At 68.9% G+C, this 26,610-nt stretch carries 20 protein-coding genes; 6 read left to right on the plus strand and 14 right to left on the minus strand.

What is annotated here, in order from left to right; translation table 11 throughout:
• Positions 1–183 precede the first annotated feature (183 nt).
• Positions 184–351 (plus strand): hypothetical protein, encoded by a 168-nt coding sequence (locus tag VFS34_06485; GenBank protein HET9794092.1) that lies wholly within the window; start codon positions 184–186, stop codon positions 349–351.
• 279 nt (positions 352–630) lie between these two features.
• On the plus strand, positions 631–1,080 hold the full coding sequence (locus VFS34_06490; GenBank protein ID HET9794093.1) for a hypothetical protein: 450 nt from the start codon (positions 631–633) through the stop codon (positions 1,078–1,080).
• 118 nt (positions 1,081–1,198) lie between these two features.
• On the opposite strand, the gene kdpC is transcribed toward VFS34_06490, so the two are convergent.
• The 11 genes from kdpC to VFS34_06545 form a co-directional block, all read right to left on the minus strand.
• Entirely contained in the window at positions 1,199–1,786 is a 588-nt protein-coding gene (kdpC, locus tag VFS34_06495) for a potassium-transporting ATPase subunit KdpC (GenBank protein ID HET9794094.1), read from the minus strand.
• 8 nt (positions 1,787–1,794) lie between these two features.
• Positions 1,795–3,825, minus strand: coding sequence for a potassium-transporting ATPase subunit KdpB (kdpB, locus tag VFS34_06500; GenBank protein HET9794095.1), 2,031 nt, complete (start codon positions 3,823–3,825; stop codon positions 1,795–1,797).
• Between the two features lie 9 nt (positions 3,826–3,834).
• Positions 3,835–5,544, minus strand: a complete 1,710-nt coding sequence (gene kdpA, locus VFS34_06505) for a potassium-transporting ATPase subunit KdpA (GenBank protein ID HET9794096.1) — start codon at positions 5,542–5,544, stop codon at positions 3,835–3,837.
• Between the two features lie 12 nt (positions 5,545–5,556).
• Positions 5,557–5,646, minus strand: coding sequence for a potassium-transporting ATPase subunit F (locus tag VFS34_06510; GenBank protein ID HET9794097.1), 90 nt, complete (start codon positions 5,644–5,646; stop codon positions 5,557–5,559).
• Between the two features lie 108 nt (positions 5,647–5,754).
• Positions 5,755–7,074, minus strand: coding sequence for an outer membrane beta-barrel protein (locus tag VFS34_06515; GenBank protein HET9794098.1), 1,320 nt, complete (start codon positions 7,072–7,074; stop codon positions 5,755–5,757).
• Positions 7,075–7,192: 118 nt separating this feature from the next.
• Positions 7,193–7,468: a hypothetical protein gene (locus VFS34_06520; protein HET9794099.1), complete on the minus strand. Its 276-nt coding sequence runs from the start codon at positions 7,466–7,468 to the stop codon at positions 7,193–7,195.
• 72 nt (positions 7,469–7,540) lie between these two features.
• A complete protein-coding gene (locus VFS34_06525) occupies positions 7,541–8,218 on the minus strand; it encodes a response regulator transcription factor (protein ID HET9794100.1) in 678 nt (225 codons plus the stop codon).
• Complete coding sequence (locus VFS34_06530) at positions 8,215–9,663, minus strand: DUF4118 domain-containing protein (protein HET9794101.1); 1,449 nt, start codon at positions 9,661–9,663, stop codon at positions 8,215–8,217. The genes VFS34_06525 and VFS34_06530 overlap by 4 nt, the downstream gene beginning before the upstream one ends.
• A complete protein-coding gene (locus VFS34_06535; GenBank protein ID HET9794102.1) occupies positions 9,663–10,229 on the minus strand; it encodes a universal stress protein in 567 nt (188 codons plus the stop codon). The genes VFS34_06530 and VFS34_06535 overlap by 1 nt, the downstream gene beginning before the upstream one ends.
• Positions 10,226–10,411, minus strand: coding sequence for a hypothetical protein (locus tag VFS34_06540; protein HET9794103.1), 186 nt, complete (start codon positions 10,409–10,411; stop codon positions 10,226–10,228). Before VFS34_06540 ends, VFS34_06535 begins: the two co-directional genes overlap by 4 nt.
• Complete coding sequence (locus tag VFS34_06545; protein ID HET9794104.1) at positions 10,408–11,985, minus strand: APC family permease; 1,578 nt, start codon at positions 11,983–11,985, stop codon at positions 10,408–10,410. The genes VFS34_06540 and VFS34_06545 overlap by 4 nt, the downstream gene beginning before the upstream one ends.
• Positions 11,986–12,062: 77 nt before the next feature.
• Between VFS34_06545 and carB the strand changes: the two genes are divergently transcribed.
• The 3 genes from carB to VFS34_06560 are packed head-to-tail and all read left to right on the plus strand — an operon-like array spanning position 12,063 to position 18,123.
• A complete protein-coding gene (gene carB, locus VFS34_06550; protein HET9794105.1) occupies positions 12,063–15,266 on the plus strand; it encodes a carbamoyl-phosphate synthase large subunit in 3,204 nt (1,067 codons plus the stop codon).
• Entirely contained in the window at positions 15,263–17,146 is a 1,884-nt protein-coding gene (locus VFS34_06555; protein HET9794106.1) for an O-antigen ligase family protein, read from the plus strand. Before carB ends, VFS34_06555 begins: the two co-directional genes overlap by 4 nt.
• Positions 17,137–18,123, plus strand: a complete 987-nt coding sequence (locus VFS34_06560; GenBank protein ID HET9794107.1) for a M23 family metallopeptidase — start codon at positions 17,137–17,139, stop codon at positions 18,121–18,123. The genes VFS34_06555 and VFS34_06560 overlap by 10 nt, the downstream gene beginning before the upstream one ends.
• A gap of 11 nt (positions 18,124–18,134) precedes the next feature.
• On the opposite strand, the gene VFS34_06565 is transcribed toward VFS34_06560, so the two are convergent.
• Positions 18,135–19,268, minus strand: coding sequence for an aminotransferase class V-fold PLP-dependent enzyme (locus VFS34_06565; protein ID HET9794108.1), 1,134 nt, complete (start codon positions 19,266–19,268; stop codon positions 18,135–18,137).
• Positions 19,269–19,377: 109 nt separating this feature from the next.
• On the opposite strand from VFS34_06565, the gene VFS34_06570 reads away from it, so the two are divergent.
• Complete coding sequence (locus VFS34_06570) at positions 19,378–21,156, plus strand: hypothetical protein (protein ID HET9794109.1); 1,779 nt, start codon at positions 19,378–19,380, stop codon at positions 21,154–21,156.
• Positions 21,157–21,434: 278 nt separating this feature from the next.
• Here VFS34_06570 and VFS34_06575 read toward each other — a convergent pair whose 3' ends face one another.
• Positions 21,435–24,074, minus strand: coding sequence for a protein kinase (locus VFS34_06575; protein HET9794110.1), 2,640 nt, complete (start codon positions 24,072–24,074; stop codon positions 21,435–21,437).
• A 79-nt stretch (positions 24,075–24,153) separates the two neighbouring features.
• Positions 24,154–26,610: protein kinase (locus VFS34_06580; GenBank protein ID HET9794111.1), on the minus strand; the 2,457-nt coding region annotated here is incomplete at its 5' end.

Raw genomic sequence — 26,610 nt, forward strand, 5'->3', positions numbered from 1 at the left:
GAGACCGGAGCGTCCACCCCGGCCGCGGTCTCGCAGAGCCCGCACCGATCGCGGTGATCGCTGCCCTCCGTCTCGATCTCGAAGACGTCGATTCCGGAGCCCACCCGGACGAACGCGTCGATCGGACTTCGCGAAAAGGCGCGCCTCATCCAGGACCGGCGGCTCTTTCCGAAGACCGCGAGCGTGACGCCGTTCTGCGAGGCGAATCCGAAGAGCTCGCGCGCGACGTTCTTCCCGACGAGCCAGACGACCTTGGCGCCGAGCTCCATCGCGAGCGTGACGTTCTCCGAGAGGAGCCGGTGGTCGCGCGCCGACATCCGGTTCGGGTGCTCGCCGGGAGTCCGCACGTAAGCCGCGAACCAGTTCGTGTTCATCCGGCCGGCGATCGACGAGCCCCGCCGGAGGAGCTGCCGGGTCGTCCCGGCGTTGGCCGAGATCGCGACGAGAACCTTCGCGCCGATCGTCGCCGCTTCCTTGTCGACTCCCGCCCGGCGATCCGCTTCGAGCCGGTCGGCGATCGAACGCATCGCGAGTTCGCGGAGAGAGGCGAGATTCTCGGGGCGGAAGAAATTCTCGAGGGCCGGAGTGATCCGTTCGGAGGGGTAGATCTTTCCCTCGCGGAGCCGCTGGATGAGCTCCTCGGACGGGAGATCGACGTTGACGATCGCGTCGGCCTGCCGGAGGAGACGGTCGGGGACGCGCTCGCGCACGTCGACTCCGGTGGCCCGGGTGACGACGTCGAAGAGGGACTCGACGTGCTGGATGTTCACGGTGGTCATCACGGAGATCCCCGCCGCGAGGATCTCCTCGACGTCCTGGAACCGTTTCTCGTGTTCGACGCCGGGAACGTTCGTGTGCGCCAGCTCGTCGACGAGGACGATCTCCGGCCTTCGCGCGAGGATTCCGGGAAGATCCATCTCCTCGATTTCCTTGCCCCTGTACGCGACGCGGCGGCGCGGAAGCATCGGCAGTCCTTCCAGCTTCTCCCGGGTTTCGACGCGCCCGTGCGTCTCGACGAATCCGACGACGACGTCGACGCCGCGCTTCTTCAGGAGGGAGGCGTCCTCGAGCATCTGGTAGGTCTTTCCGACGCCGGCGGCATGGCCGACGTAGATCTTCAGCCTTCCGCGCTTCGCCTTCTCGATGAGCCGGAGGAAATCCTCGGGGGAGGTGCGCCGCTCCGATGCCATTCGATTCGCTATTTTCGCGGAAACGAGCGATCGAGATCGATGTTGGCGAGCAGAACGTTCACCCGCGGGTCGCCGATGAAGCCGAGCGTGCGCCCTTCGACGTGCCGGTCGATGACCGCAAGGACGGCGGCCTCGGAGACGCCCCGCGCCTTCGCGATGCGCAGCGCCTGCCACCCCGCGGCCTCGGGGGAGAGGTGCGGGTCGAGGCCCGACGCGGAGCTGGTGACGAGGTCGGCGGGCACCGGGCGAGTGTCGCCGGGACGGTCCGCCCGGGCCGCCGAGACGGCGTCCTTGACCGCCTTCGCGAGCGCCGCGCTCGTCGGTCCGAGGTTCGTACCGGAGGACGACGTTGCGTCGTAGCCGTCCTTCCCGGCGGCGGACGGGCGGCCGTGGAGGTACCGCGGATCGGCGAACGGCTGGCCGATCAGCCCCGATCCCACCGTCCGTCCCGACGCGGTGACGAACGAGCCGTCCGCCTTGTCGCGCCAGAGCAGTCGTGCGGCGAGAGTGACCGCTCCGGGGTAGATGCCGCCGAAGATCACCGTGGTGACGACGACGAAAAGGATCGAGCGAACGAGCGGTTTCATCACTTTCATCGGGGACCTCACGCGAGCCGCAGAGCGACCACGAGCACGTCGATCAGCTTGATGCCGGCGAACGGGACGAGGATCCCGCCGATCCCGTAGATCACGAGGTTCCGCGCCAGGATCCTCCCGGCGCCGATCGGCCGGTATCGCACGCCGCGGAGCGCGAGCGGGATCAGCGCGACGATGATCAGGGCGTTGAAAATGACCGCGGAGAGTATCGCGGACCGCGGGTTCGCCAGGTGCATCACGTTGAGACCGTTGAGCAACGGATACGTCGAGGCGAACATCGCGGGAAGGATCGCGAAGTATTTCGCGATGTCGTTGGAGATCGAGAAGGTCGTGAGCGCCCCGCGCGTCATGAGGAGCTGCTTGCCGATCTCGACGATCTCGATGAGCTTCGTCGGGTTCGAATCGAGATCGACCATGTTCCCGGCCTCGCGCGCCGCCTGGGTTCCCGTGTTCATCGCGACGCCGACGTCGGCCTGCGCCAGGGCGGGCGCGTCGTTGGTGCCGTCTCCGGTCATCGCGACGAGGTTTCCCCCCTCCTGCTCTCGGCGGATGAGCGCCAGCTTGTCCTCCGGCTTCGCCTGGGCGAGGAAGTCGTCGACGCCGGCTTCCTGGGCGATCGCCGCGGCGGTCAAGGGGTTGTCGCCGGTGATCATGATCGTCTTGATCCCCATCGCGCGCAGCCGGTCGAAGCGGTCCCGCATGCCGGCCTTGACGATGTCGCGGAGCGCCACGACGCCGAGGATCTTCGCGCCGTCGGCGACGAGCAGTGGCGTCGCACCCTGCGCGGCGATCCTGTTGATCTCCTCGCCGATTTCCGGCGAATTCCGGCCCCCCAGCTCCTTTACCCACTCCATGACCGAGTCGCCCGCGCCCTTCCGGATCTTCCGTCCGTTGAAGTCGACGCCGGACATCCGGGTCGCGGCCGAGAACGGGATGAAGGTCATTCCGGCGACGTGCCGGCCGCGGAGACCGTGCCGTTCCTTGGCGAGGACGACGATCGACCGCCCCTCGGGCGTTTCGTCGGCGAGCGAGGAGAGCTGGGCGGCCTCGGCGAGCGCCTCCACGGCGATGCCTTCGGCGGGGACGAAATCCGTCGCCTGGCGGTTGCCGAGCGTGATCGTCCCGGTCTTGTCGAGGAGAAGGACGTTGACGTCGCCCGCCGCCTCGACGGCCCGGCCGGACATCGCGAGGACGTTGTGCTGGAGGACGCGATCCATTCCGGCGATCCCGATCGCAGAAAGCAGTCCGCCGATCGTCGTCGGGATGAGGCAGACGAGCAGGGCGATGAGCACGGCCGTCGCGGCCTGCCCGCCGGCGTACAGCGCGAACGGCCGGAGCGTGACCGTCGCGATCAGGAAGACGATCGTGAGCCCGGAGAGGAGGATCGACAGCGCGACCTCGTTCGGGGTCTTCTGCCGCTGCGCCCCCTCGACGAGTGCGATCATCCGATCGATGAACGTCTCGCCGGGATTCGACGTGATCTCGACGACGATCCGGTCGGAGAGAACCCGGGTGCCTCCCGTGACCGCGGAGCGGTCTCCTCCCGATTCGCGGATCACGGGAGCGGATTCCCCGGTAATCGCCGATTCGTCGACCGAGGCGATTCCCTCGACGACCGTTCCGTCGCCGGGGATGAGCTGCCCGGCCTCGACGACGACGCGGTCGCCCTTTCGAAGCGCGGTCGCCGAGACCGTTTCCTCGTCGCCGCGCTTGCCGAGACGTCGGGCGGTCATCTCGCTCTTCCCGCGCCGCAGGGTCTCCGCCTGCGCCTTTCCGCGCCCTTCCGCCATCGCCTCCGCGAAATTCGCGAAGAGGAGCGTGAACCAGAGCCAGAGGGCGATCTGGACGTTGAAAAGGACCTGTCCGCCGCGCGCGACGTCCCGGACGAGGAGTCCCGTCACGAGGAGAGCACCGACGAGGACGACGAACATGACGGGGTTCTTCGCCTGCATCCGCGGCGAGAGCTTCACGAACGAGTCGCGGATCGCCGGCCGGACGATCGCCGGGTCGAACAGGCCGCGTTTTTCCGGTTTTGCCACGTCGATCTCCTAGAAGAGCGTTCCGGCCTTCATCGCGAGCTGCTCGACGATCGGGCCGAGGGAAAACGCCGGGAAGAACGTCAGCGCGCCGACGATCACGATCACGCCGACGAGGAGGAACGCGAAGAGCGGACCGGTGACCGGGAACGTCCCGGCGGATTCCGGAATCTTCTTCTTCGCCGCGAGCGATCCGGCGATTCCGAGAATCGGGATGATCATCCAGAACCGGCCGAAGAACATCTCGACGCCGAGCGTGGTGTTGTACCAGAGCGTGTTCGCGTTCAGGCCCGCGAAGGCGGAGCCATTGTTGCCGGCGCCGGAGGTGTACGCGTACAGGATCTCGGAGAAGCCGTGGGGCCCGGCGTTGGCGAGCGACGAAAGCCCGGGCTTGACGCGCGCCGCCGCGGCGGAGAATCCGAGGATGATGAGCGTCAGGATGAGCACCGAGAGCATGGCGAGTTTCACCTCGTGGGCCTCGATCTTCTTGCCCAGGTATTCGGGGGTGCGACCGACCATGAGTCCCGCGATGAACACGGAGAGCACGACGAAGACGAACATTCCGTAGAGCCCCGCGCCGACCCCGCCGAAGATCACCTCGCCCGTCGCGATGTTCGCGAGCGGAACGAGGCCGCCGAGCGGCGTGAACGAGTCGTGCCACGAGTTGATCGCGCCGCAGGAGGCGTCGGTCGTGACCGTCGCGAAAAGGGTCGAGTCGCCGATCCCGAACCGGGCCTCCTTCCCTTCCATGTTCCCGGCCGACGCTTCGACGCCGGCTTTCTGGTGGATCGGATTTCCCCGCCGTTCCGAGATGTCGGCGACGAAGACTCCCGCGAAGAAAAGGATCGCCATCGCGGCGAACACCGCCCAGCCGTGCCGGACCGACCCCGTCATCCGGCCGAGAGTGTTCGTGAGCCCGGCCCCGATCGCGAAGATCAGCAGCATCTCGACGAAGTTGGTGCCGGGGGTCGGGTTTTCGTAGGGATGGGCGGAATTGGCGTTGAAGAATCCGCCGCCGTTGGTGCCGAGCTCCTTGATCGCCTCCTGCGAGGCGACCGGGCCCTGCGAGATCTTCTGCGTCTTCCCCTCGAGCGTCGTGACCGGGACGTCCGCCTTGAAGTTCTGGACGGCGCCGCGGGACACGAGGAAGATCGCGGCGAAGAAGGAGATCGGCAGGAGCACCCAGAGGAGCGCGCGGGTGCAGTCGAACCAGAAGTTCCCGATCCCCTTCGCCTTCTCCCGGGCGATGCCGCGGATGACCGCGACCGCGATCGCGATCCCGGTCGCGGCCGAGAGGAAGTTGTGGTAGGCGAGCCCGGCCATCTGGGTGAAGAACGACATCGTCGACTCGCCGGCGTACCCCTGCCAGTTCGTGTTCGTCGTGAACGAGACCGCCGTGTTCCAGGAGGAGTCGGGCGAGACATTGCCGAAATGATTGGGGTTGAGCGGCAGCCATTTCTGCAGCCGCTGCATGAGGTAGAGGACGACGAGCGAGACCGCGTTGACCAGGAGCATGGCGATCGTCCATTCGACCCACGTCTGGTCGCGCTCCGGGTCGACGCCGCAGACGCGGTAAACGGCTCTCTCGACCGGCCGGAAGAGGCCGTCGAGGAGGGTTTTCCTTCCCGAGAACACGCGCGTCATGTAGCCGCCGATCAGTGGCGTGATCGCGACGATGATCGCGAAATAGACCAGGATCTCGAGGAAGTTGATCGTCGTCATGGCGCAAGTGCCCTACACTTTCTCCGCGCGGACCATCGCCCACAGCAGATAGCCGAGCAGGAACAGCGTCACGACGAGCCCGAGAACGTCTTCCCATCCCATGGCTTTCCTTTCAGATCCGGTCGCAGCGCCGGACGTACCAGACGGACGCCCCGAAAAGGAGCACGGTCGCGGCGAGGAAGATCAGGTCCCCCATCTTTCGGTCCTCCCTCAGAATCCGGTCGTGGCGCCGAGTGTCACGGTCGTCTGCGCCTTCGCGTTGGGAATCCAGGGATTCGCGGCGCTTCCGTCGCCCGAGACCCGGTCACGGAAATACATGTCGCCCGTCGCACCGTCGTGCCTTCCTTCGAGACGGAACGAGATGTGGTCCTGGGGGTGATAGTCGAGCGTGAGGGTCTGCGACGCGACGCGGTCCGCCGGCCAGAAGATGGCGCTGGCGCTACCTTCGGAATTCGACGGAACGTGCTCCCGGAAGACGTCCGCGCGCGCGGCCACGGAGAATCTCCCGGAGAGCTTGATCCGGATGTACCCGGCGACCGCCTCCCAGGAGCTCGTGCCGAAGCGGTTGTCCTCCCACCCGGCGTCGCCGGAGAGAATGAACGAGAGACTCGGCGTCGCGTCCCACGTGGCGTAGAGGTCGAAGAGATTCCGCCACGGGCTTCCTTCGGGCGCGCCGGTCGAGCGCTCGACGCCGCCGAAGTAGAGGCCGTGGACGGACAGGGTGCCGGTCGGTTTGAACGTCGCCTCGAGATCGACCGATTTGTCCCTGTTGTTGTCGACGACGTTGTTCCAGCCGTTGCAGATCATCAGTGTCACGGTCCACTGCTTCGAGAGGTCGGAGGTTGCCGAGACTCCCGTGTGGTAGAAGGGGAGACCGAAGAAGAGGTTCGACCGGGACCAGTTCCAATTGTCCTTGACGGCGATGTTTTCGACGCCGATCGGGGAAAGGAACAGCCCGCCTTTGAAGAGCACACCGGTTCCGATCGGGGCCTTGTAGCCGACCCAGGCCTCCTGGACGTACTTCCATGTCGAAGCGTCCGTCGAGCCGGTCGCGGACGTCCTGGGAAAGGCCGGCTCCGACAGGTAATAGGTGTTCGGCGTGTGGCCGACCTGGAGCGAAACCTTTCCCGACGCCGCGCCCTTCTGCCACGCGGCGCTCAAGTCCAGGTTGGAGAGCGTGAACGTGCTCTCCCGATTGTCGAACCCGCGATAGTTGGTGATCCGGTTCGAGGGCGTGTTGAAGTTGTAGCTGTAGAAGGCTTCGACGTAGCCGCCGAGCGTGACCTTGCCGAGGTCGGGCGCGGCAGCGCCGGACGGCGCCGGCGCCGCGGGCTGCTCCTGGGCATGCATCCGGGCCGCCGGGAGCAACCCCAGGAAGGCGAACACCGCGATCCGCATCCGGCTGCAGTCTCTCCGCCACCGCCGGTCGAGCTCCGGCGCCAGGGCGATCAGCGCGCGCCGCCCGAGAATCACGTAGCCGGCAAATGCGAGCCCCCGCCCCGGCGTCGCGCCCGCGGGCGACCCGGTCACCCCACGACGAGTGTCGAACGAATCTCTCTTCATAACCTGACGATCGCTCCGGATCGCGGAAGAAGTCCGGAGGAAGTGCGGAAGAATTTCGTCAGCCGCGCGGCGGCGGAATCGATCGCTATTCATCGGGACTCGCTCCCGGTCTGCGCGCTGGACCGAGTGCCCGAAGGGACAGATCAGCCGGTGGGCGATCGCGATGGTCGATCGTGGGTCCGAGCGCGACATCGAGGAGCGCGGCATAGAAGACGATCCCGGCGGCCCAGAAGGCGTCGCGCCGAAAGCCGGTCCAGCGGAGCCGGATGTCCGCGGCGACCCAGAGGACGACGACCGCGAGAACGGCGAATCCGAGGAGAAGACATTGCCCGCGCGAGCGGCGGCACGCGATTCTTCGCATTCGCCCCGTACTCTGCGCACGCGGAGCGAAAGGTGTCCGGAAGAACCCCGAAAGGAATTCGAAAGATCGGGACTATTCGCCCGGGTTGAAGCGGTAGCCGACCCAGGGCTCCGTCACGATGCGGCGGGGACGATTCGGGTCGGGCTCGATCTTCCGCCGCAGGCTCCCGACGTGAACGCGCACCGTGTCGTTCGTCACGCCTTCGCCCCCTTCCCAGACCGCGGCGATGAGCTGCCGGTGCGTCCAGAGCGCGCCGGGCTTCGAGAGGAACGTCTCGAGGAGCGCGAACTCGGTCGGCGTGAGGTGGATCTCGCGGCCGCCGCGCAGGACGCGCTTCCCGGCCAGGTCGACTTCGACATCGCCGAACCGCAGCGGGCCCGCCACGGCGGGAGCCTGCCGGCGAAGCAGCGCGCGGACCCGCGCGAGGAGCTCGGCGACGCCGAAGGGCTTCACGACGTAGTCGTCCGCGCCGGCGTCGAGAAGGGCGACTTTCGCCTTCTCCTCGGCGCGGACCGTGAGCACGAGGATCGGAACGTCGGAGTTCTTCCGCATCTCGCGCACCAGCCCGTGCCCGTCCACGTTCGGCATCGAGAGATCGGTGATCACGAGGTCGAACGGCGCCGCCTCGGCCTTCTCGATCGCTTCCCGGCCGTCGGCGGCCGTCTCGACCTCGAATCCTTCACGGGAGAGCGCCTCCCGGACGACCTTGCGGATCGCCGGGTCGTCGTCGACGACGAGGACGCGTTTCACCGCTCCACCGCCGCGAGCCGGATCTCGAACGCGGTCCCCCCGGTGGTCGAGGCCGCGAGCGAGAGGCGGCCTCCGTTCTGCTCCGTCAACGTCTTCGCGATGTAGAGGCCGAGGCCGCTGCCGGCCGCTCCGGTTCGGTCGCCGAGGCGGACGAACTTCTCCATCGCGCGATCGCGCTCGGCCGGGGGGATCCCCGGGCCGGCGTCGCTCACCCGAAAGACGGCGTCCGGCCCCTCCCGGAAGACCGAGAAGCGAACTTCGCTTCCGTCGGGGGAATAGCGGCCGGCGTTCTCGAGTCCCATCCCGACCGCTTCGGTGATCTGGGCCGGGTCGACCGAGACCATCGTATCCGCGGCGGAGACGTCGACCACGAGGGACTGCCGGTCGAGCGCCCCGCCGAAGCGGGCGACCGCCGCTTCGGCGATCGCGCCGCACGTGACCCTCTCCCGGCTCGGCCGCGCGGTCCCCGCCTCCAGACGGACGACGTTCAGGAGGTCCTCCACGAGCCGCGTGAGGCGCTCGAGGGCGCCGACGACCTCGCGGGACTCGCCGGTTTCGCCGGCGCGACGCTCCCAGTTCTCGACCGACCCGCGCGCGGCGGCGAGCGGCGTCTTGAGGTCGTGCCCGAGGGTCGCGAAGAGGGTCGATTTCATCTCGTCCCGGGCCCGGGCGCCTTCGGCTTCTCGCGCGATCCTCAGGAACTTTTCCCGCTCGAGCGCGAGGCCGATCAGGGCGGCGCACCCCTCCGCCATCCGTTCGCTCCTCCGGGCGCCGCGGACCGCGAGCGCGCCGACCCGGTGGACCCCGAGGGGAACCGGGAGATAGACGTCGGTGCCGCCGGCGGCGGACGGGAAGGCCGCCGAGTTTCCCTGGCGGTAGGCGATTTCGGCGAGATCCGCCCTCAGCTCGCCGCCTCCGGAAGAGGCGGCGTTGACGAGCTGCCCCCGCCCGTCGTCGAGGTAGATCGCCGCCTGGTCGCACTCGAGGGCCCGCCGGACCCGCTCCGCGAGCGTTCCGAGGAGCGCCTCGCGGTTCGTGTCGGCCAGGAAGGCCTGCGAGAGGTCCGTCAACGTCAGGAGGTCGCCGCGCTCGCGTTCGAGGAGCCGGAGCCGCAGGCGGGCGAGCGCGGAAAGCCGCCCGATCGCGAGTCCGGCGGCGAGGAAGACGAGGAGGGCCACGACGTTCCGCGGGTCGGCGATCGTCAGCGTGTACAGGGGAGGGAGGAAGAAGAAGTTGAGCGCGAGGGTCGCCAGCAGCGCCGCCGCGATTCCGGGGCCGCTCTCCCAGATCCACGCGACGAGAAAGACCGCGAGAATGAGGCCGAGCGCGTCGGCGGCGTCGGTCAGCCCGGGGATCGCCTTCAGGACGGCGACCGTGGCCGTCACCACGACGAGGGCCGCGGGGAACCCGTACTTCGGATTCGTCCACCTGTCGCGCCCCCGCATCAGACCTCCGGAGAGAAGTCGATGATGACTTCGATCCCCGACTGCCGCAGGAGAGACTCGATCGTGCGGCCGATGATGCCCCCGGCGGCGACCCGGTGAGGATCGAGCCCGACCACGGCGAGGTCCGCGTCGGCGTCCCGCGCGATCCGGACCATGCCGCGCCCAGCCTGCCGGTCGCGTTCGAGCACCGCGATCGGCACCAGGTCGTGCAGGCGGACGAGATCGGCGGCGTCGGCGAGATGCGCGTTCGCGCGTTCTTCCTCGGCCGGGAGCGGCGTTCCGAGCGGGAGCGCCATCGGGACCTCGATCACGGAGCCGAGCACGATCTCCGCCTTCTGCTCCTGCCCGAGCCGGCAGGCGAGCTCGACGGCGCGGTTGTTGTGCGGCCGTCCCTCGACCGGCACGAGGATCCGGCGCACGGCGCTCACGGAATAGAGCGCGTGGGCGACCGCCTGCCGGACCGGTTGCGGGGGATGCATCATCCACCAGAGGAGCGCTCCCATCGAGACCGCGAAGACCGTCGCGATCACGAGGCCGAGGGGATGGACGGCGAGACCGGACGTCATGAGCGCGCCTTTCTCCAGGCGGCGAACCGGAAGACGCCGTACCCGACGAAGGCGCCCGCCATGAGGAGGAGCGGGACGGACCCGAGCGTCGTGCCGCGCCAGGCGAGCACCCCCCCGAGCGCCGCGATCACGGCGGCGTTGCCGAGATGGAGCCGTTCGCGCCACGCGGCGCCCGCCCTCAAGGCTCCTCCCGTTCCGCCGCCCGCGCCCGCGCCCGATCGCGGGCGCCGAGCGCCGCTTCGTACTTCTCGAGCATCTCGAATTCCTCGGCGGATTTCAGGATCGCTTTCTGGTCCGTTTCCCAGTTTCGCGGGATGGAGCCGAAGACGGGATACCCGTTCTTCTTCCGGAACCACGCGTAATACACGAAACAGAGCGCCACCCACGAAGGGCCGGCGATGCGGCCGATCCTGTGGGTGAGCACGACCTCCACGAAAACGAAGAGGACCGAGGCCGCGCCGAAGAAACCGAGGATCGGGACGTCGATCGTCTGTCCGGATTTCGATTTGACCTTGAGGTTCAGCGGGATCTTGTACGGCCGGGGACTGTACGGGTCCGAAAACCGCAGCCGGATGGCCGCGATGAAGACGACGAAGTACCCGAGGGTCGCGCCGAAGGCGTACATGTTGGCGAGGACGTCGAGCGCCTCGTCCCTGCCGAAGAGGAAGGCGAGGAGCGTCTGGAGGGCGCCGATCGCCGAAAACACGAGGATCGCCCGGACGGGCGTGCGGAACCGGGCGTGCACCTTGTCGAACCACGGGGAGAGGATCTTCAGCTCCGACATCGAGTAGGAGAGGCGCGAGGCCGACATGATGCCGGAATTGGCGGAGATCGAAAGGATCGTCGCGCCCAGGAGCGCCGCGAAGGGCCCCGCCGCCACGCCGATGAAGGGGATCCGGTGAGCGAGAGTCGCGACGGGATCGGACTTGGCGTCGCGGAAGACCTCCCACGGAAGCAGTCCGTTGGCGAGCGTCGAGAACGCGAGCGCGAAGATGAAGACGGTGAAGATGAGCGTGATCGACGTCCGCGGGACGATCGTCGCCGGTCGCCGCGTTTCCTGCGCGGCCTGGGAGATGGACTCGAGCCCGACGAACGAGATGATGGCGAGCGAGGAGCCGTACATGAACTGCTTCATCGACGGGAACGCGTGGGTCCACTGGTGCGCGAGGAGCTCCGGCTTCCACGCGAGGACGAACCCGAGGATGATGATGGACGATTCCGTGAGGATGTCGATTCCTCCGATGATTTCGTTGAAGAGCGACGATTCCTTCATCCCCTTGATGTTCAGGAGGGTCAGCATCACGATGATGAAGAGCGACTCGCCGAGCCAGACCGGGTTGAAGTCGCGGAGCGGTCCCCAGGTCACCGAGACCTTCCCGAGCGACGGCACGAAGAAGTTCACGTACCCGGCCGCCATGACCGAGAAGAGCGCGATGTCGATCGTGTAGTCCAGGAGGAGCGCCGACCCGGAGAGGAAACCGGTGAAATCGCCGAGTCCGCGCAAGGCGTAGTAGTGTCCCCCGCCCGCGACCGGGTACGTCGCGGCCATCTCCGTGTACGCGAAGCCGATCATGATGTAGACGATCCCGGCGACGAGGAACGCGAGGGGCGCGGCGCCCATCGTGTACGCGATGACGAGCCCGAGCGCCGCGTAGATGTCGGCGCCGACGTCCGCGTAGCCCCACATGAAGGAGCCCCACACCGAGACGTCGCGGCGCAGCTCCGCGCGCTCGGCGGGCGCGGGATCGGGATTCATGCTCCCGAAGTGTATGCCCGGCGCGGAACGGAGAGGGCAACGGCGCAAACGGCGCATCCGCTATACTGCCCCCCCACGTGCCCCGCCGTAACGACATCGAATCGATCCTGGTGATTGGAAGCGGACCGATCGTCATCGGTCAGGCGTGCGAATTCGACTATTCGGGGACCCAGGCCGTGAAGGCGTTGAAGCGGGAAGGGTACCGCGTCGCGCTCGTCAACTCGAACCCCGCGACGATCATGACCGACCCGGAACTCGCCGACGCGACCTACATCGAGCCGCTGACGCCGTCGACCGTCGCGCGCATCGTGGAGCGGGAAAAGCCGGACGCGATCCTCCCGACCGTCGGCGGCCAGACGGCGATCAATCTCGCCCTGGCGCTCTCCGATTCGGGACTGCTCGAGAAGCTCGGCGTCGAGCTGATCGGAGCGAACGAGAGCGCGATGCGGCTCGCCGAGGACCGCGACCTGTTCAAGAAGGCCATGCTCGAGATCGGCGCGGACGTGGCGCGCTCCGACACGGCCCGGAGCCTCGGGGACGCGGAGCGCATCGCGGGAATGCTCGGTTTTCCGCTCGTCATCCGGCCCTCCTTCACGCTCGGCGGGTCGGGGGGAGGGATCGCGGCCGATCCCGACACCTTCCGGAAGCTGGTCCGTCACGGCCTCTCGGAATCGCCGTCCCACGAGGTCCTGATCGAGGAGTCGCTCCTCGGCTGGAAGGAATTCGAGCTGGAGGTCATGCGCGACCTCGAGGACAACGTGATCATCGTCTGCTCGATCGAGAACTTCGACCCGATGGGAGTCCACACGGGCGACTCGATCACCGTGGCGCCCCAGATGACGCTCTCCGACCGCGAATACCAGGCGATGCGCGACGAGGCGAAGGCGGTGATCCGCCGGGTCGGCGTCGAGACCGGCGGATCGAACATCCAGTTCGCGGTCCACCCGCAGACGGGGCGGCGCGTGATCATCGAAATGAATCCGCGCGTCTCCCGCTCGTCGGCGCTCGCCTCCAAGGCGACGGGTTTCCCGATCGCGAAGATGGCCGCCCTCCTCTCGGTCGGTTACACGCTCGCGGAGATCCCGAACGACATCACGAAGAAGACGCCGGCCTGCTTCGAGCCGTCGCTCGACTACGTCGTCGTGAAGATCCCGCGCTGGACGTTCGAGAAGTTCCCGAAGGCCGACTCGCGCCTGACGATCCAGATGAAGTCGGTCGGCGAGGCCATGGCGATCGGCCGGACGTTCCCGGAGGCGCTCGGCAAGGCGATCCGTTCGCTCGAGATCGACCGGTACGGCCTCGACGACGGCGGCCCGGACCTTCCGCGGGACGAGGTCGCGGCGCGCCTCGCGACGCCGACGCCGGAGCGGCTCTTCCACGTGCGGCGGGGCTTCCGCGCGGGAATGGAGATCCCCGAGCTGCACGCGATCACCGGCATCGACCCGTGGTTCCTGGCGCAGATCCGCGAGACGCTCGATCTCGAGGGGCCGCTCGCCGATCCCGCCCGCGCGGACGATCCCGACATCCTGCGGATGGCCAAGGGGAGCGGCTACTCCGACCGCGCGATCGCCCGGCTCCGCGGCGTTTCGGAGGAGGAGGTGCGCCGGTTCCGTCTCGCCTCGGGGATCCGGCCCGTCTACAAGCGGATCGACACCTGCGCGGCGGAATTCGACGCGGAAACGCCCTACTTCTACTCGACGTACGAGGCGGAGAACGAATCGATCCGGACGGACAAGCGGAAGATCGCGATCCTCGGCGGCGGCCCGAACCGGATCGGACAGGGGATCGAGTTCGACTACTGCTGCGTTCACGCGTCCTACGCGCTCCGCGAGGCCGGGTACGAGACCGTGATGATCAACTGCAATCCGGAGACCGTCTCGACCGACTACGACACCTCCGATCGCCTCTACTTCGAGCCGCTCACGTTCGAGGACGTGGCCGAGATCCTCGACAACGAGAAGCCGGAAGGCGTGCTCGTGCAGTTCGGGGGGCAGACGCCCCTGAAGCTCGCCCGCCGGCTGGAGGCCGCGGGCTTTCCGATCGCGGGGACGAGTCCCGACTCGATCGACCTCGCGGAAGACCGCGTCCGGTTCGGCGCCCTGCTCGGCGAGCTCGGGCTCGCCGCTCCCGCACACGCCGAGGCGCTGTCGAAGGAGGAGGCGATCGCCGCCGCGCGCCGCCTCGGCTACCCGCTGATCGTGCGCCCCTCCTACGTCCTCGGCGGCCGCGCGATGGCGGTGGTCTTCGACGACGACTCGCTCGCCGTCTTCATGGAACGCGCGCGCGAGGTCTCGCCCGAGCACCCGGTCTTCCTCGACCGGTTCCTGGAGGATGCCGTCGAGCTCGACGTCGACTGTCTCTCCGACGGCCGGGACGTGTGGATCGGCGGCGTGCAGCAGCACATCGAGGAGGCGGGAATCCATTCGGGCGATTCGTATTCCGTCCTCCCGCCGTGGAAGATCTCGCCCTCCGAGCTCGCCGAGATCAAGGACGCGACCCGGCGGCTCGCGCGGGCCCTCGGCGTCAAGGGGCTCATGAACACGCAGTTCGCGATCCAGAATCGCGTGCTGCACGTCCTGGAGGTGAACCCCCGCGCCTCAAGGACGGTGCCGTTCGTGTCGAAGGCGATCGGCGTGCCGATGGCCAAGCACGCGGCGCGGCTGGCGGTCGGGATGCCGCTCGCGTCGCTCGGCCTCCCCGACGAGCGCGAGCCTCTCGATTTCTTCATCAAGGGGCCGGTCTTCCCCTTCAAGAAGTTCCCCGGAGAGGACACGCTCCTCGGCCCGGAGATGAAATCGACGGGAGAGGTGATGGGAGTCTCTCCGCGCTTCGGCCACGCGTTCGCCAAGGCCTGTGAGGGAGCGGGACTCCTGTTCCCGACGGCCGGCACGGTCTTCCTGACGGTCAACCCGTACGACAAGGAAGCGATCGTCCCGGTCGCCCGCGAGCTCGCCGCGATGGGCTTCGGCCTGTACGCGACGGAAGGGACGGCGGCGCGGCTCGCCGCGGCGGGACTCTCCGCGACGACGATCTTCAAGGTCAACGAGGGAACGCCCAACGCGGTCGACCGGATGGAGGCGGGCGAGATCCAGATGGTGATCAACACGCCGCTCGGGAAGCTCTCGCACTACGACGAGGCCGCGATCCGGTCGGCCGCGCTCCGGCTGAACATTCCGTGCCTCACCACGATGTCCGCCGCCGCCGCCGCCGTGGAGGCGATCCGTGCGCTCCTCGAGCGCGCCGTCGAAGTCTCCGCGCTCCAGGACTTCCACGCGGAGTGAGCGTGCGGACGCTCGGCCGGGCGCTCGGCGCTCTCCTCGCGGCCGCTGTTCTCTTTTCCGGATTTCCGGCCGGCACCCGCCTCCCCGCGTTCGCCCTCGGCGCGGCGGCGGCCGCTTTCGCCGCGGGATTCGCCGCGCCGGGGATCGGCCTCGCCGCCGTCGCGTTCGGGTGCGTCGTGTCGGGATCGGCGGCGTCCGGCGACGGAAGATACGGTCCGCTGCCGTGGCCCGCGCTCGCCGCGCTCTCGTTCGCCGCCGGTTCGGCGTTCCGAAGCGCGATCCGGGGCGCGGACGAGGGCGCGCCGCCGCCGCTCGACCGCTCGCTCGCGCGGCTCGGCGTCTTCTGGGCGGCGTGCGCGGCGGTCGCGGCGCTTTCCGCGCGGACCTTGTGGGCCGTCCTCCGGGGCCTCGCGGAGCGCGCCGTCAATTCGCGGGGGATCTCCGATTCCACGGCGATCCGCGGCACCGTGCTCTCGCTCGCGGCCGTGTTCGCCGGGATCGCCCTCTACGACGCGGCGCGCCGCGTTTCTGCGTCGGATCGTCGCCGCGCCGTCCGGGCGGCGGCCGCCGGAGCGGCCGTCTCCGCGGCGGTCGCCTGGCTCCAGTCCCGCGGCTTCGTCGGGGCGTCGCGCTCGGCTTACTGGAAGATGATCGGCCGGTTTCCGGGACTCCAGAGCGACCCGAACGCGGCGGGGGTGCTGGCGGCGCTCGCGATCGGTCCCTCGGTCGCCGCGGCCCTGCACGCTCGCCGCAAGGCGCCGTGGATCGCGGCGGCCCTGGCTCTCGCCGCCGGGATCGCCGCTTCCGGGTCGCGGAGCGGGGTCCTGGCGGCGGTGATCTCGGTGGCGGCGGTCCTCGTCGTCGATCGCCGCGCGCCTTCCCGCTGGAGGCGTCCCGCGGTCGCGCTCTTCGCGGCCGCGGTGACGGCCGCGCTGCTGCTCGCCTCGCGCGGACACGGCGGAGCCCTCGAGCGGGTCCTTTCGGTGTTCGATCGCGGCACTCCGTTCGAATACCGGACCTCGTCTCGGAGCCTGTTCTGGCGCTGCGCCTGGGACGCTTTCCGCAGTGCGCCGCTCGGAGGGATCGGATGGAACGCGTTCTCGTGGAAGCTGCCGGATCTCGCCGCGGCCCGGGGAACGGCTCTCCCCGTCATGGACAACCCGGGCAATTTCTATCTCCAGTTGCTCTGCGAGACGGGCCTGGCCGGCGCGCTCCTCTTCGCGCTCTTCGTCGGCCGCGCGGCGCGATCGGCATCCGAGGCCTTCGGCGGCGATTTTCCGGAAAGGGGAGCCGCGGCCGCCCTCGCGGGGCTCGTCCCGGCTCTCGCGGTCGGCTCGCATCTGTTCGCCGCCGAGGTATCGATCGCCGCCTTCCTGATGCTGGCTCTCGTGGCGGACGGCCGGGGAGAGCGCGCGCCCGCGCGACGAACGCCCGCCGCGCCGCCCCGTCTCGCGGCCGCCGCGGCGATCGCCGTCGCCGTCGTCGGATGGATCGCTCTCCTGGCTCCCACGGCGAGGGAGGACGAAGCCTTCCGCCGCTCTCCTTACATCGGACTGTACCCGCCGGAGGGAGCCGGCGGCGCCGTCTTCCGCTGGATGCGGCCCCGGGCCGCGCTCCGCCTCGCGCCGGGACAGAAGAAGACCCTCGCCTTCTCCTTCCCGGATCCCGCCGCTCGCCCGCGGAATCTGACGATCGCGCTCGCGGATCGGCCGCTCCTGTCGAGAGCCGTGTCGTCGCCGCCCGTCTTCCTCTCGTTTCTCTCCGCGCGGGATCGGCCCACCGTCTTTCGCCTCGCCGCGGCTCCGTCGACCCGCCCTTCCGATTCCGGCGGGGCCGACTCGCGGCTCCTGTCCCTCCAGGTCGCGGGGGCGTGGCCGTGAAGGTTCAGTGGCATCCCGCGACCGGGAAGCGCACCGTGTACTCGGTCGATCTCGAAGCGTGGGGCGGCATCGTGCTCTTCTTCGCGGCGTCCGCGTGCGCTCTTCTCTGGCTCGCGCTCCCTCCGGTGCTCGGAGCCGTGCTGGCGCGCTGGCGACGGGCTTTCGCGGAAGCCGACGCGAGCGCGTTGAATGCCCGCCGCCGGGAGGCGCTCGATCTCGCGACGTCGGCGCTCCGCCAGGCGAGCGAGCGCCTCGACACGGATCGCGCGCTCGTCGGCCGGATCGCCTACCTGTATGGCCTGCGGTCGGTCGCGCGCCGCGTGGCCGGCGCGGCCGGAACGGCCGCGGCGGAACCGGCGAGCGCCCTGGAGACTTCGGAGCGGCGCGTCGCCGTCCTGGCCCAGGCGGTTTCCGCGATCGAAACGGAGGAGGGAAAGGATGCGGCGCTCGCCCCGTTCACTCCTTCGACCGCGCCCTTTCCCGAAACGGCATGGGTCGCGACCGGCGACTTCGGCTGGCGCGTCTCGCGGATCACGAATCGGACCGAATTCGCCGCCGGCCTCGATCTCGCCGCTCCACGGGGACGGCCCGTTTTCGCCTCGGCGGACGGCACCGTCCGGTGGACCGGTCCGGTGACCTTCCGCGGCGCGCCGGAATATTTCCGGTTCGGAAAGATCGTCGCGATCCGGCATGGCGGGCGAGCGGTGACGGTCTACGGCAATCTCGAGTCCGTATCGGTACGCCGGGGACAGGCGCTGCGCCGAGGGGACCGGATCGGCACCGTGGGCGTGAGCCCGTGGTTCGGCGCGCCCCGGCTTCGATACGAGGTCTGGCGGACGTTCGAGGGGGAGCCCTATCCGATCGACCCGCGGCTCGCGATCCTGACCGACCGCTCGCCGGAGGTGCTCGACGCTCTCCGGAAAGCCCTCGCTTCGCCGGTGCGGCCGCCGTTTCCCCTTCCCGCGGACTTCCGCTGACGGGGGCCGTCTCAGGCGGCCGAGCGCAGGATCTCGAGAACCCGGGCGATTTCGTCCACGTCGTTTCCGACGTGCGGCGCGAACCGGACCGCGCCTTCGCGAGGGGACGTGATGACCCCCCGCTCCTCCAGCTTCTCGACCGCCCTGCGCGCGTCCCCGTCCGGGGGCACCGCGGAGAGAATGGCGGAACGCGAGCCGTCCGGCGTGCGGATCGTCCACCCGAGGTCTCCGAGGCCTTTCCGAAGCGCGCCGACGATCCCCCCGATCCGGCGCTCCGCCTCCTCCATGCCGACGGCAGCGAGGAGATCGATCGCTTCGGAAAGCGCGTACACGGAACCGGTCGGGAGCGAACCCGCCTCGAACCGCCGGCCCGAGGAGAAGGGGCGGAGGTCGTAGGCGAGCTGCGATTCGCGCCACGGGACGTTCCACCACCCGACCCACGGCGGCCGGATCGCCGACTTCGCCTTTTCGGAGAACGCGAAGACCGCGAGACCTTCCGGACCGTAGAGGAATTTGTGTCCGTCCGCCGCGAGCACGTCGACGCCGAGACGTTCCGTGTCGATCGGCATCGTCCCCAGCCCCTGGATCGCATCGACCACGAAGAGCGCGTCGCGATCGCGGCAGAGGGACGAGAGCTCCCCGAGGGGGAAGTCGAAGCCGGAATGGAACGCGACCCAGGAGACCGCCACGACGCGCGTCCGCGCGTCGACGAGCGGCTCGAAGTCGGCGGAGGTCAGCCGGCCGTCGCGACTGCGGGCGGCGCGGTACTCGACGCCGCGCGGCGCGAGATTCATCCAGGGGTAGACGTTGGCGGGGAACTCGAGATCGTCCCCCACGACGTTGTCGCCGGGACGCCAGTCGAGGCCCTGCGCGACGAGATTCAGCGCGTGCGACGTCGACGGGAGAAGCGAGATTCGCCCGGCGTCGCCGCCGACGAAAGCGGCGGCTTTCTCGCGGAGCTCGTCGTAGCGTCGGTACCACTTCTTCCAGTGGAGCGCGCCGAAGTTCGACTGGTCGTCCGCGTGGGCGCGCAGCGCGGCCGCGACGCGGGCGGGGAGCGGCGCGACCGCGGCGTGATTGAGATAGACGAGGTTCTTGCGGACCGGGAACTGGCGGTCGAGGTTCTCGTTGGAGAAGTCGAACATGCGGGGAGTATGGCACGCGGCGTCTGCGCGGCTTGATCCGGTTGCCGGGGAAGGCCGGCTCATCTAAGATCCCCCCAATTTCCACCCGGGGAAAATGAAGGAGGGCATCTTGGAGAAACATCGCGTTCTCGCTCTGGTCGCACTCGTGATCGGATTCGTCGCAATCGACACGGCCGCGCTTGCCGCCGAGCCACCCGGGTGGCTGCAGTGGGGGAGCGACGCGCAGCACACCGGGTTCTTCCCGGTCGCGGCCCAGCCTCCGGAGGCGATCCTTTCCGACACCGTCGTCGACCCGAACGCCCAGGCGAGCTACGAAGAGGTCGGAGGCGACCTCCTCGTGCACTACCAGGTTCCGCTCACCCAGGGAAACAGCGTTTACATGACCTTCAAGGGACCCGACTGGACGAGCTTCTGGACGTGGCAGACGCAGAGCTGGGGCATGAAGCGAATGGACTGGAAGAAAGGACAGCTGACGACCAAGTGGTCGAGGTCGTCGGACTGGAAGCCCGTTCCGAACGGTCAATGGAAATGGGTCGGCTACTGGCTCTTCGAGGGGCCGCAGTGGGAGCCGGTCTTCCACGGCGCCGTCGCGGGAACGTGGGTGTACATGCCGGGCGCGGGAGGCTCGATCTACAAGCTCCGCAAGGACACGGGGGCCGTCGTCTCCCGGATCAAGCCGTTCGGAGCCACGATCAATCCGAACGTCTACGCGAACAGCCCGGTAACGGTCTGGAACGGGAACGTCTATTACAATGTCATCCAGCTCGACCCCGACAACCCATGGACCTCGGACGTCGTCGGCTCCTGGCTCGTCCGCATCGCCCCGAACGGGACGGTCACGAAGGTCTCCTATGCCTCGCTGACCCCGGGGGCACCGGGGGCGACGGATCCGTGCACGGTCCAGTTCGGCAACGCCTCGGACGCGAGCTCTCTGCCGTGGCCGCCGTCGCCGACAGCCATCGCCGGGACGACTCCCTGCGGAACGCAGCGCGTCGGGACGAACATCGCGCCGGCGGTGGCCCCGGACGGGACCGTCTACACGGCGAGCCGCGCGCATTTCGTCGACCGGTATTCCTATCTGATCGCGGTCCACGCGGACCTCACGCCGAAATGGGCGGCGTCGCTCCGCGGACGGCTGAACGACGGATGCAACGTGACCCTGCCGCCGAACGGATCGCCCGGCGGATGCACCGACGGCGCGACGACGGGGGTGGACCCCGCGACGAACGAGCTCCCCGCGGGCCGGATCTACGACGATTCGACCGCGTCGCCGACGGTGGCGCCCGACGGTAGCGTGCTCTTCGGCGTCTTGACGCGGTACAACTTTGACCAGGGACACCTGATGCGGTTCAGCAGCGCGGGAGACTTCCTCGGCGCGTACGGGTTCGGATGGGACATGACCGCCGGGATCTTCCCTCACGACCTGACCTACTCGATCATCTTCAAGGAGAACCATTACGGCGACGTCGGCTCCTATTGCAACGTGGAATCGATCTGTCCGTCGGACCGGACCGCGACCTACCCGTCCAATCCGGAGGCCTACTTCGTGACGCAGCTTTCTCCCTCCCTCGTGCCGGAGTGGCAGTGGCAGAACACGAACACGGAGAGCTGCGTGCGGAACCCGGACGCGTCGATCACCTGCACCTCGGATCACCCGAACGGTTTCGAGTTCTGTGTCAACGCCGTCGCCATCGACGCCAACGGCGTCGTCTATGCCGACAGCGAGGACGGGAACGTCTACGCGGTGGCGCAGGGCGGGACGCTCGCCCACAATCTGTTCCTCAATCTCTCGCTCGGCGCGGCCTACACACCGGTTTCGATCGGATCCGACGGCAAGGTGTATTCGCAGAACTTCGGCCACATGCTGGTCACCGGTCTCGCGCCCTGAACAGTGCCGCTTCCGCGGGCGGCGACCAGGCGTCGTCCGCGGGAGCCCGGGGACCGATCAGCGCAGGCCGGTCACGACGTAGAGATTGTTGAGACAGCGGCCGTCGGAATTAGCCTAAGCTCTTCCCGTCCGCCGACAGCAGCGGATAAGCGACGAAGAGGACTCCCGCCCGGTCGGCGGGGCGACCTCCACCAGGGGATCCCGTTTTCCCGACCGCACGTCTGGAAGGTCACCCGGGAATAGAAGGGTGGCTCTGTCGGCGGAGGCGGGAGCCGTGCTCATCGCGACGGCCGCTCCTCGGCGAGCCAGATGTCGGCCTCGCGGTCCTCCTCGAGGCTCAGGACGACGTGCAGATCGCGGGAGGCGGAAACGCGGCCGGTCAACGGAGGACCGCCGGACACGGGAGAAACCGTTCCCGACGCGGTGTCGAGCATCGCCAGCCTGTCGCCCCGCACGATCAGAAGCCGGCGGCCGTCGTCGGACCACCCGATCGGGTCGGAGGGCGGGTCGTACACGCGATAGCTCCCGCTCGCGAGATCGAGAACCGCAGCCCGGACGGGATGTTCGTGCCCGCGATAGACGTATCCCGCGAGACGGCGCCCGTCGGGGGACCAAAGATTGCCGGAGAAGTTCGTTCCCGGAGCCCCCGGCGGCGGAGGGAACCGACGGGGGTGCTCCCACGGGGGCGCGCCACGCGCGTCGAAGATCGCGACCCCCTCGGCGAGGCTCGTGACGAGACGGTCGCCCGCAGGGGAGAGGACCGGAACCCACCCGGACTCCTCCTGCGCCGTGCGCGTCAGCGGTTCGAGGCCGCTCCCGTCGGGGCGGATCGCCCACGTTTCGTAGCGCCCGCCGCGGAGCGATTCGAAGAGGAGCCGGCGGCCGTCCGGCGACCAGGAGACGTAGCGGTCGAATTCCCGGTCGTCGGTCAGCTGGACCGCCGCGCCTCCGTCGGAAGCGACGACATAGACGTCCTCCTGCGGCCAGAGCGTGGTGAACGCGACCGACTTCCCGTCGGGAGAGGGTTCCGCGGACATGATGCTGCCGGTCATCGAGAGGACCTCGTGCGCTTCCGAGATCGTCGACCGGACCGGGTCGAAGTCGAATCGACGGATGGTCGATCGCGACGAGTACGCTCCGTAGACCCAGCGCCTGCCGGAGCGCGCGAGGAAGATGACTTCGTCGGCGGGCAGCGGAACGCTTTCCGGCGAGTCGAGGACTCTTCCGCTCTTCTCGTCGATCCGGACGCGCCAGAGGTTCATCTGGCCGGCGCGGTCGCTCAGGAAATAGAGGAACCGCCCGTCCTCCGACCAGACCGGATTCCAGTCGACCGCGTCGTCGTTCGTCACGTCGACGGGCGCTCCTCCGTCGATGCCCACGGTCCACACGTCGCGATTCCCGCCGCGCCGCATCCCCCAGTAGGCGATGCGCCGCCCGGACGGCGACCACGAAGGCTGATGGGCGTCGCCCGTCTTCAGCTCGCGGCGGGCTCCCGTCGCGGCGTCGACGAGGCCGAGGCGTCCTCCGTCGAGACCCTGATAGGGGAGGAAGAAGTCCTCGGTCGAATAAGCGATCGTGCGGCCGTCGGGCGACCATGCGGGGTCGTTCCCGACCGGCGAGAGCTTCCGGACCGACTCGCCGTTGACCCCCATCAGGAAGAGGCCGCCTCCGTCGCGGCTCGAGGCGAAGACGAGTCGGCTCCCGTCGGGCGAGAGCCGCGGGGCGTCGTTGTACGACTCGGAGCCGGTGGTGAGCACGGTCGGCTTCCGGCCGCCGACGGGAACCGAATCGATGTCGCTCCGATTCGTGTTTCCTGCCGCGAAGAAATTCGTGTCTCCGGCGGCGAAGAAGAGCGTCCGTCCGTCAGCGGAGAGCTCCGGTGCCCACTCGAGGCCCGGCAGGAACGTGAGCTTCTGGAAACGGAAGGAGGGTGTCGCAGGGGACCGGTGGAAGAGAACGATGCCCGCGGCGAGGCCGAGAGCCACCCCGAGGACGGCAACTCCCGCGAGAAGGCCGCGTCCGCGCCGGACGGGCGTCGGGATGACGGCTTCGGCCGGGGCCGCCTCCTGCGGGTGCTCGAGGGCGATGCGCGCCTCGCCGATGTCGCGAAGGCGCTCCCGCGGGTTCCGCTCGAGGCATCGGCGGAGCAGCTCGCGGACACGGGGAGGAACCGACGGCGGAACGCGGCGGAGATCGATCTCCTCCCGCATTACCGCGCCGAGCACGTCGGCGACGCTGTCGCCGTCGAACAGCCGACGGCCGGTGAGCATCTCCCAGAGAAGGACCCCGAACGCCCAGACGTCGGTGCGCTTGTCGACGGGCCGCCCGCGCGCCTGCTCCGGGCTCATGTAGGGCGCCGTGCCGAGGATCATCCCGGACTGCGTCCCGACGGAGAGAGTAGGGGAGTCCGAGAGGTCGGGCGAGGACGAAAGGGCCGGGTCGAGCGCCTTGGCGAGACCGAAGTCGAGGACCTTGACGTTCCCCTCCGCATCCAACTTGACGTTGGCGGGCTTCAGGTCCCGGTGGACGATCCCCTTCTCGTGGGCGGCCTCGAGTGCTTCGGCGATCTGCCGCGCGATCGGAAGAGCCTCGTCGACCGGCACCGCACCGGCCTCGATCCGGTCCTGGAGCGTCGGCCCCTCGACGAGCTCCAGGACGAGCGCCTTGACCGCCGTCGAGTCCTCGACGCCGTAGATCGCCGCGACGTGGGGATGGTTGAGCGAGGCGAGCACGCGAGCTTCTCTCTCGAAACGCGAGAGCCGGTCGGGATCCGCCGAGAGCGACTGGGGCAGGACCTTGATCGCGACGTCGCGTCCGAGCTTCGTATCGCGCGCCCGGTAGACCTCGCCCATGCCGCCGGCTCCGAGGGGAGAAAGGATCGCGTACGGGCCGAGGCGGGTTCCGGCAGTGAGGGTCACGAGCGGATCCTCGTCCGCCGAAGCCTGGTCGAAAGCGGAGCGTCGGGCGCGAGGCGGATTCGGGCAGGCCGGGACATGGCTAACGCGGCTTGCGAACGGGTAGTTCCGCGCCGGGCACATGGTCAGCGGCGAGAATCGACGCGAATTCCTCGCCGGTCGAAATCGTGAGGCGCGTGCCGTCGGGCGACAGCCCGAGGGATTCGGTGACGTATTCCGGGGAAAACCCGGCGACCGGGCGCCCTCCGGCAACGGCGCCGCGCGCCGGATCGAAATCCTGCGCGAAGACGCCGGTGAGACCGGTCCGGTCCTGTCCGACGTAATACACGGTTTTTCCGTTCCGCGCCCATCGGGCGCGTCCGTAGATGATCCCCGGCGCGTCGACCGTGTACGGAACCTCGATCCGGAACGGGGTCTCGCGTCCGGTCGCGATGTCGACGATGTGGACCGTGTTCCGCAGACCCGTCCGGTCCTGCTCGACGTAGAGCACGTACCGGCCGTCCGGCGAGAGATCCGTCCCGACGGCATCCGCCTCGAGGAGCCGGACCGCTCCGGTGCCGTCGGGATGGATCTTCCAGACACCGCGTTTTTCGGCGTTGCCGCTCCAGTAAACGATCCACCGGCCGTCGGACGTCATCGTCGGATTCTCGGCGTCGGCGCCGTCCTGCGTGACCTGGCGGGCTCCTCCTCCGTCGCGATCGGCGACCCAGACCTCGAGATGGCCCGTGCGGTCCGAATCCCAGAGGATGCGCTTGCCGTCCGGCGTGAACGCCGGGTCCCAGTCCTGCGCGATGTCGTCCGTCACCTGGCGGAGGGCGCCGGTCGCGAGATCCATCGCCCACAGATCCAGGTTCCCGCTTCGGTTCGAGGAGAAGAGAACGGCCCGGCCGTCGGGCGAATAAGTCGGCTGGCGGTCGATCGAGCTCCCTTCCGTCAGGAGGCGCTGAGCCGCGGCGGGCGCGCGGCCATCCGCGACCGAGACCTCCCTCAGGTTCTGACGACGCAGCCGCTGCGAAAGGACCAGACGTCCGGACGAAAGAACGTCGCAGCGGGAAATCTCGCCCGCGGATGCGTTGATGGCCGCGAGTCCCGGCGCCCAGAGGACCGGCCTCGAGCGCCCGGAATCGCGGTCGAGGTCGAGAACCCGGCTCTCCGAGCCCGCGATGTCACCCATGATGCTCGCCGACTGGATGTAGAACAGGTGCCGGCCGTTCCCCGACCAGGCGAGGCCGCCGAGCGCGTAGCTCGCTCCCTGATTGCCGAGGGGCGAGCTTCGACCGGTTTCCGGGTCGATCTGCATCAGTTGCCAGGTCTTGGCGTTCCGGTTCAGGTTGCCCCGAGAGAACGCGATCACCCGGCCGTCCGGAGACCACCGCGGCGTGTAGATCTCCATGTCCTCGAGGGTCGCGAGCATCTTCTCTTTTCCGCTCGCGACGTCGTAGATCCCGAACCGGGAGACCGCGCGGATGTCGCGGTGGAGGCGGAAGAACGCGATCTTCGCTCCGTCCGGAGACCACTCGGCCTCGGCCACGTCGTCGAGGAGCTTTCGCGGTTCGCCCCCCACGAGACCCACGCGGTAGAGCGCCTGCCGGGCGCCGACGTCGCGCAGGAAGAGGATCGAGGACCCGTCGGGGGAGAAGCGCGGTCGCCGGTCCGGACCCGCAGTGAGCGGCGCTTCTCCGCCGCCGGCGAGCTGCTTGATCCAGATCCGCGATTTCCCGTCGCGCCAGGACGAGAAGGCCACGAGCTTCCCGTCCGGAGACGCGGCGGGATCGGCGTCGCGGCCGGAGAACGTGAGAGGGTAGACGCGGACCGGATCGACCGCCGGCAGACGCTGGAGCCGCGTCGTGACGGCGGCACCCGCCGCGAGACCGACGACGGCGGCGATCGCGGCGGCGGCCGCGACGCGGCGGGAACCGGAGGCGGGTTTCGCGGCAGCGATGGGTCCCGTCGCGGGCCCGCTCGGCTCCTCGAGCGCGAAGGCAATGTCGCTCGCCGACTGGAACCGCTGCTCGGGCTTCTTCTCGAGGCAGTGCCGGACGACCCGGTCGAGCGCGGGCGGGATCTTACGCCCCGTCTCCGACGCCTCGGGCGGATCTTCGCGGAGAACCGCCGTCATCGTCTCGGCGGCCGTGTCGCGCTGGAACGCCCGCCGGCCGGTGAGCATTTCGAACAGCACGGCGCCGAACGAAAAGATGTCGGAGCGATGGTCGACCGGCTGGGCCTTCACCTGCTCGGGGGACATGTACCCGACGGTTCCCATCACGGTGCCCGGCTCGGTGTAGGCGGAAACGGTCGGGGAATGGGTCTCGTCGACCGTGTCCTTGCGCGCGACCGGCTTCGCGAGGCCGAAGTCGAGGATCTTGACGCGGCCGTCGTGGGTGACGAACACGTTGTCGGGCTTCATGTCCCGGTGGACGATTCCGGCGGCGTGCGCGGCCGCGAGGCCGGCGCAGATCTGCCGCGAGAATTCGATCGTCTTCCGGAGGGACAGCGGTCCGCCCGACAGGATCTCCCGAAGCGTCTCCCCCTGCAGGAG

Source organism: Thermoanaerobaculia bacterium, from assembly GCA_035717485.1.
Taxonomy (GTDB): domain Bacteria; phylum Acidobacteriota; class Thermoanaerobaculia; order UBA5066; family DATFVB01; genus DATFVB01.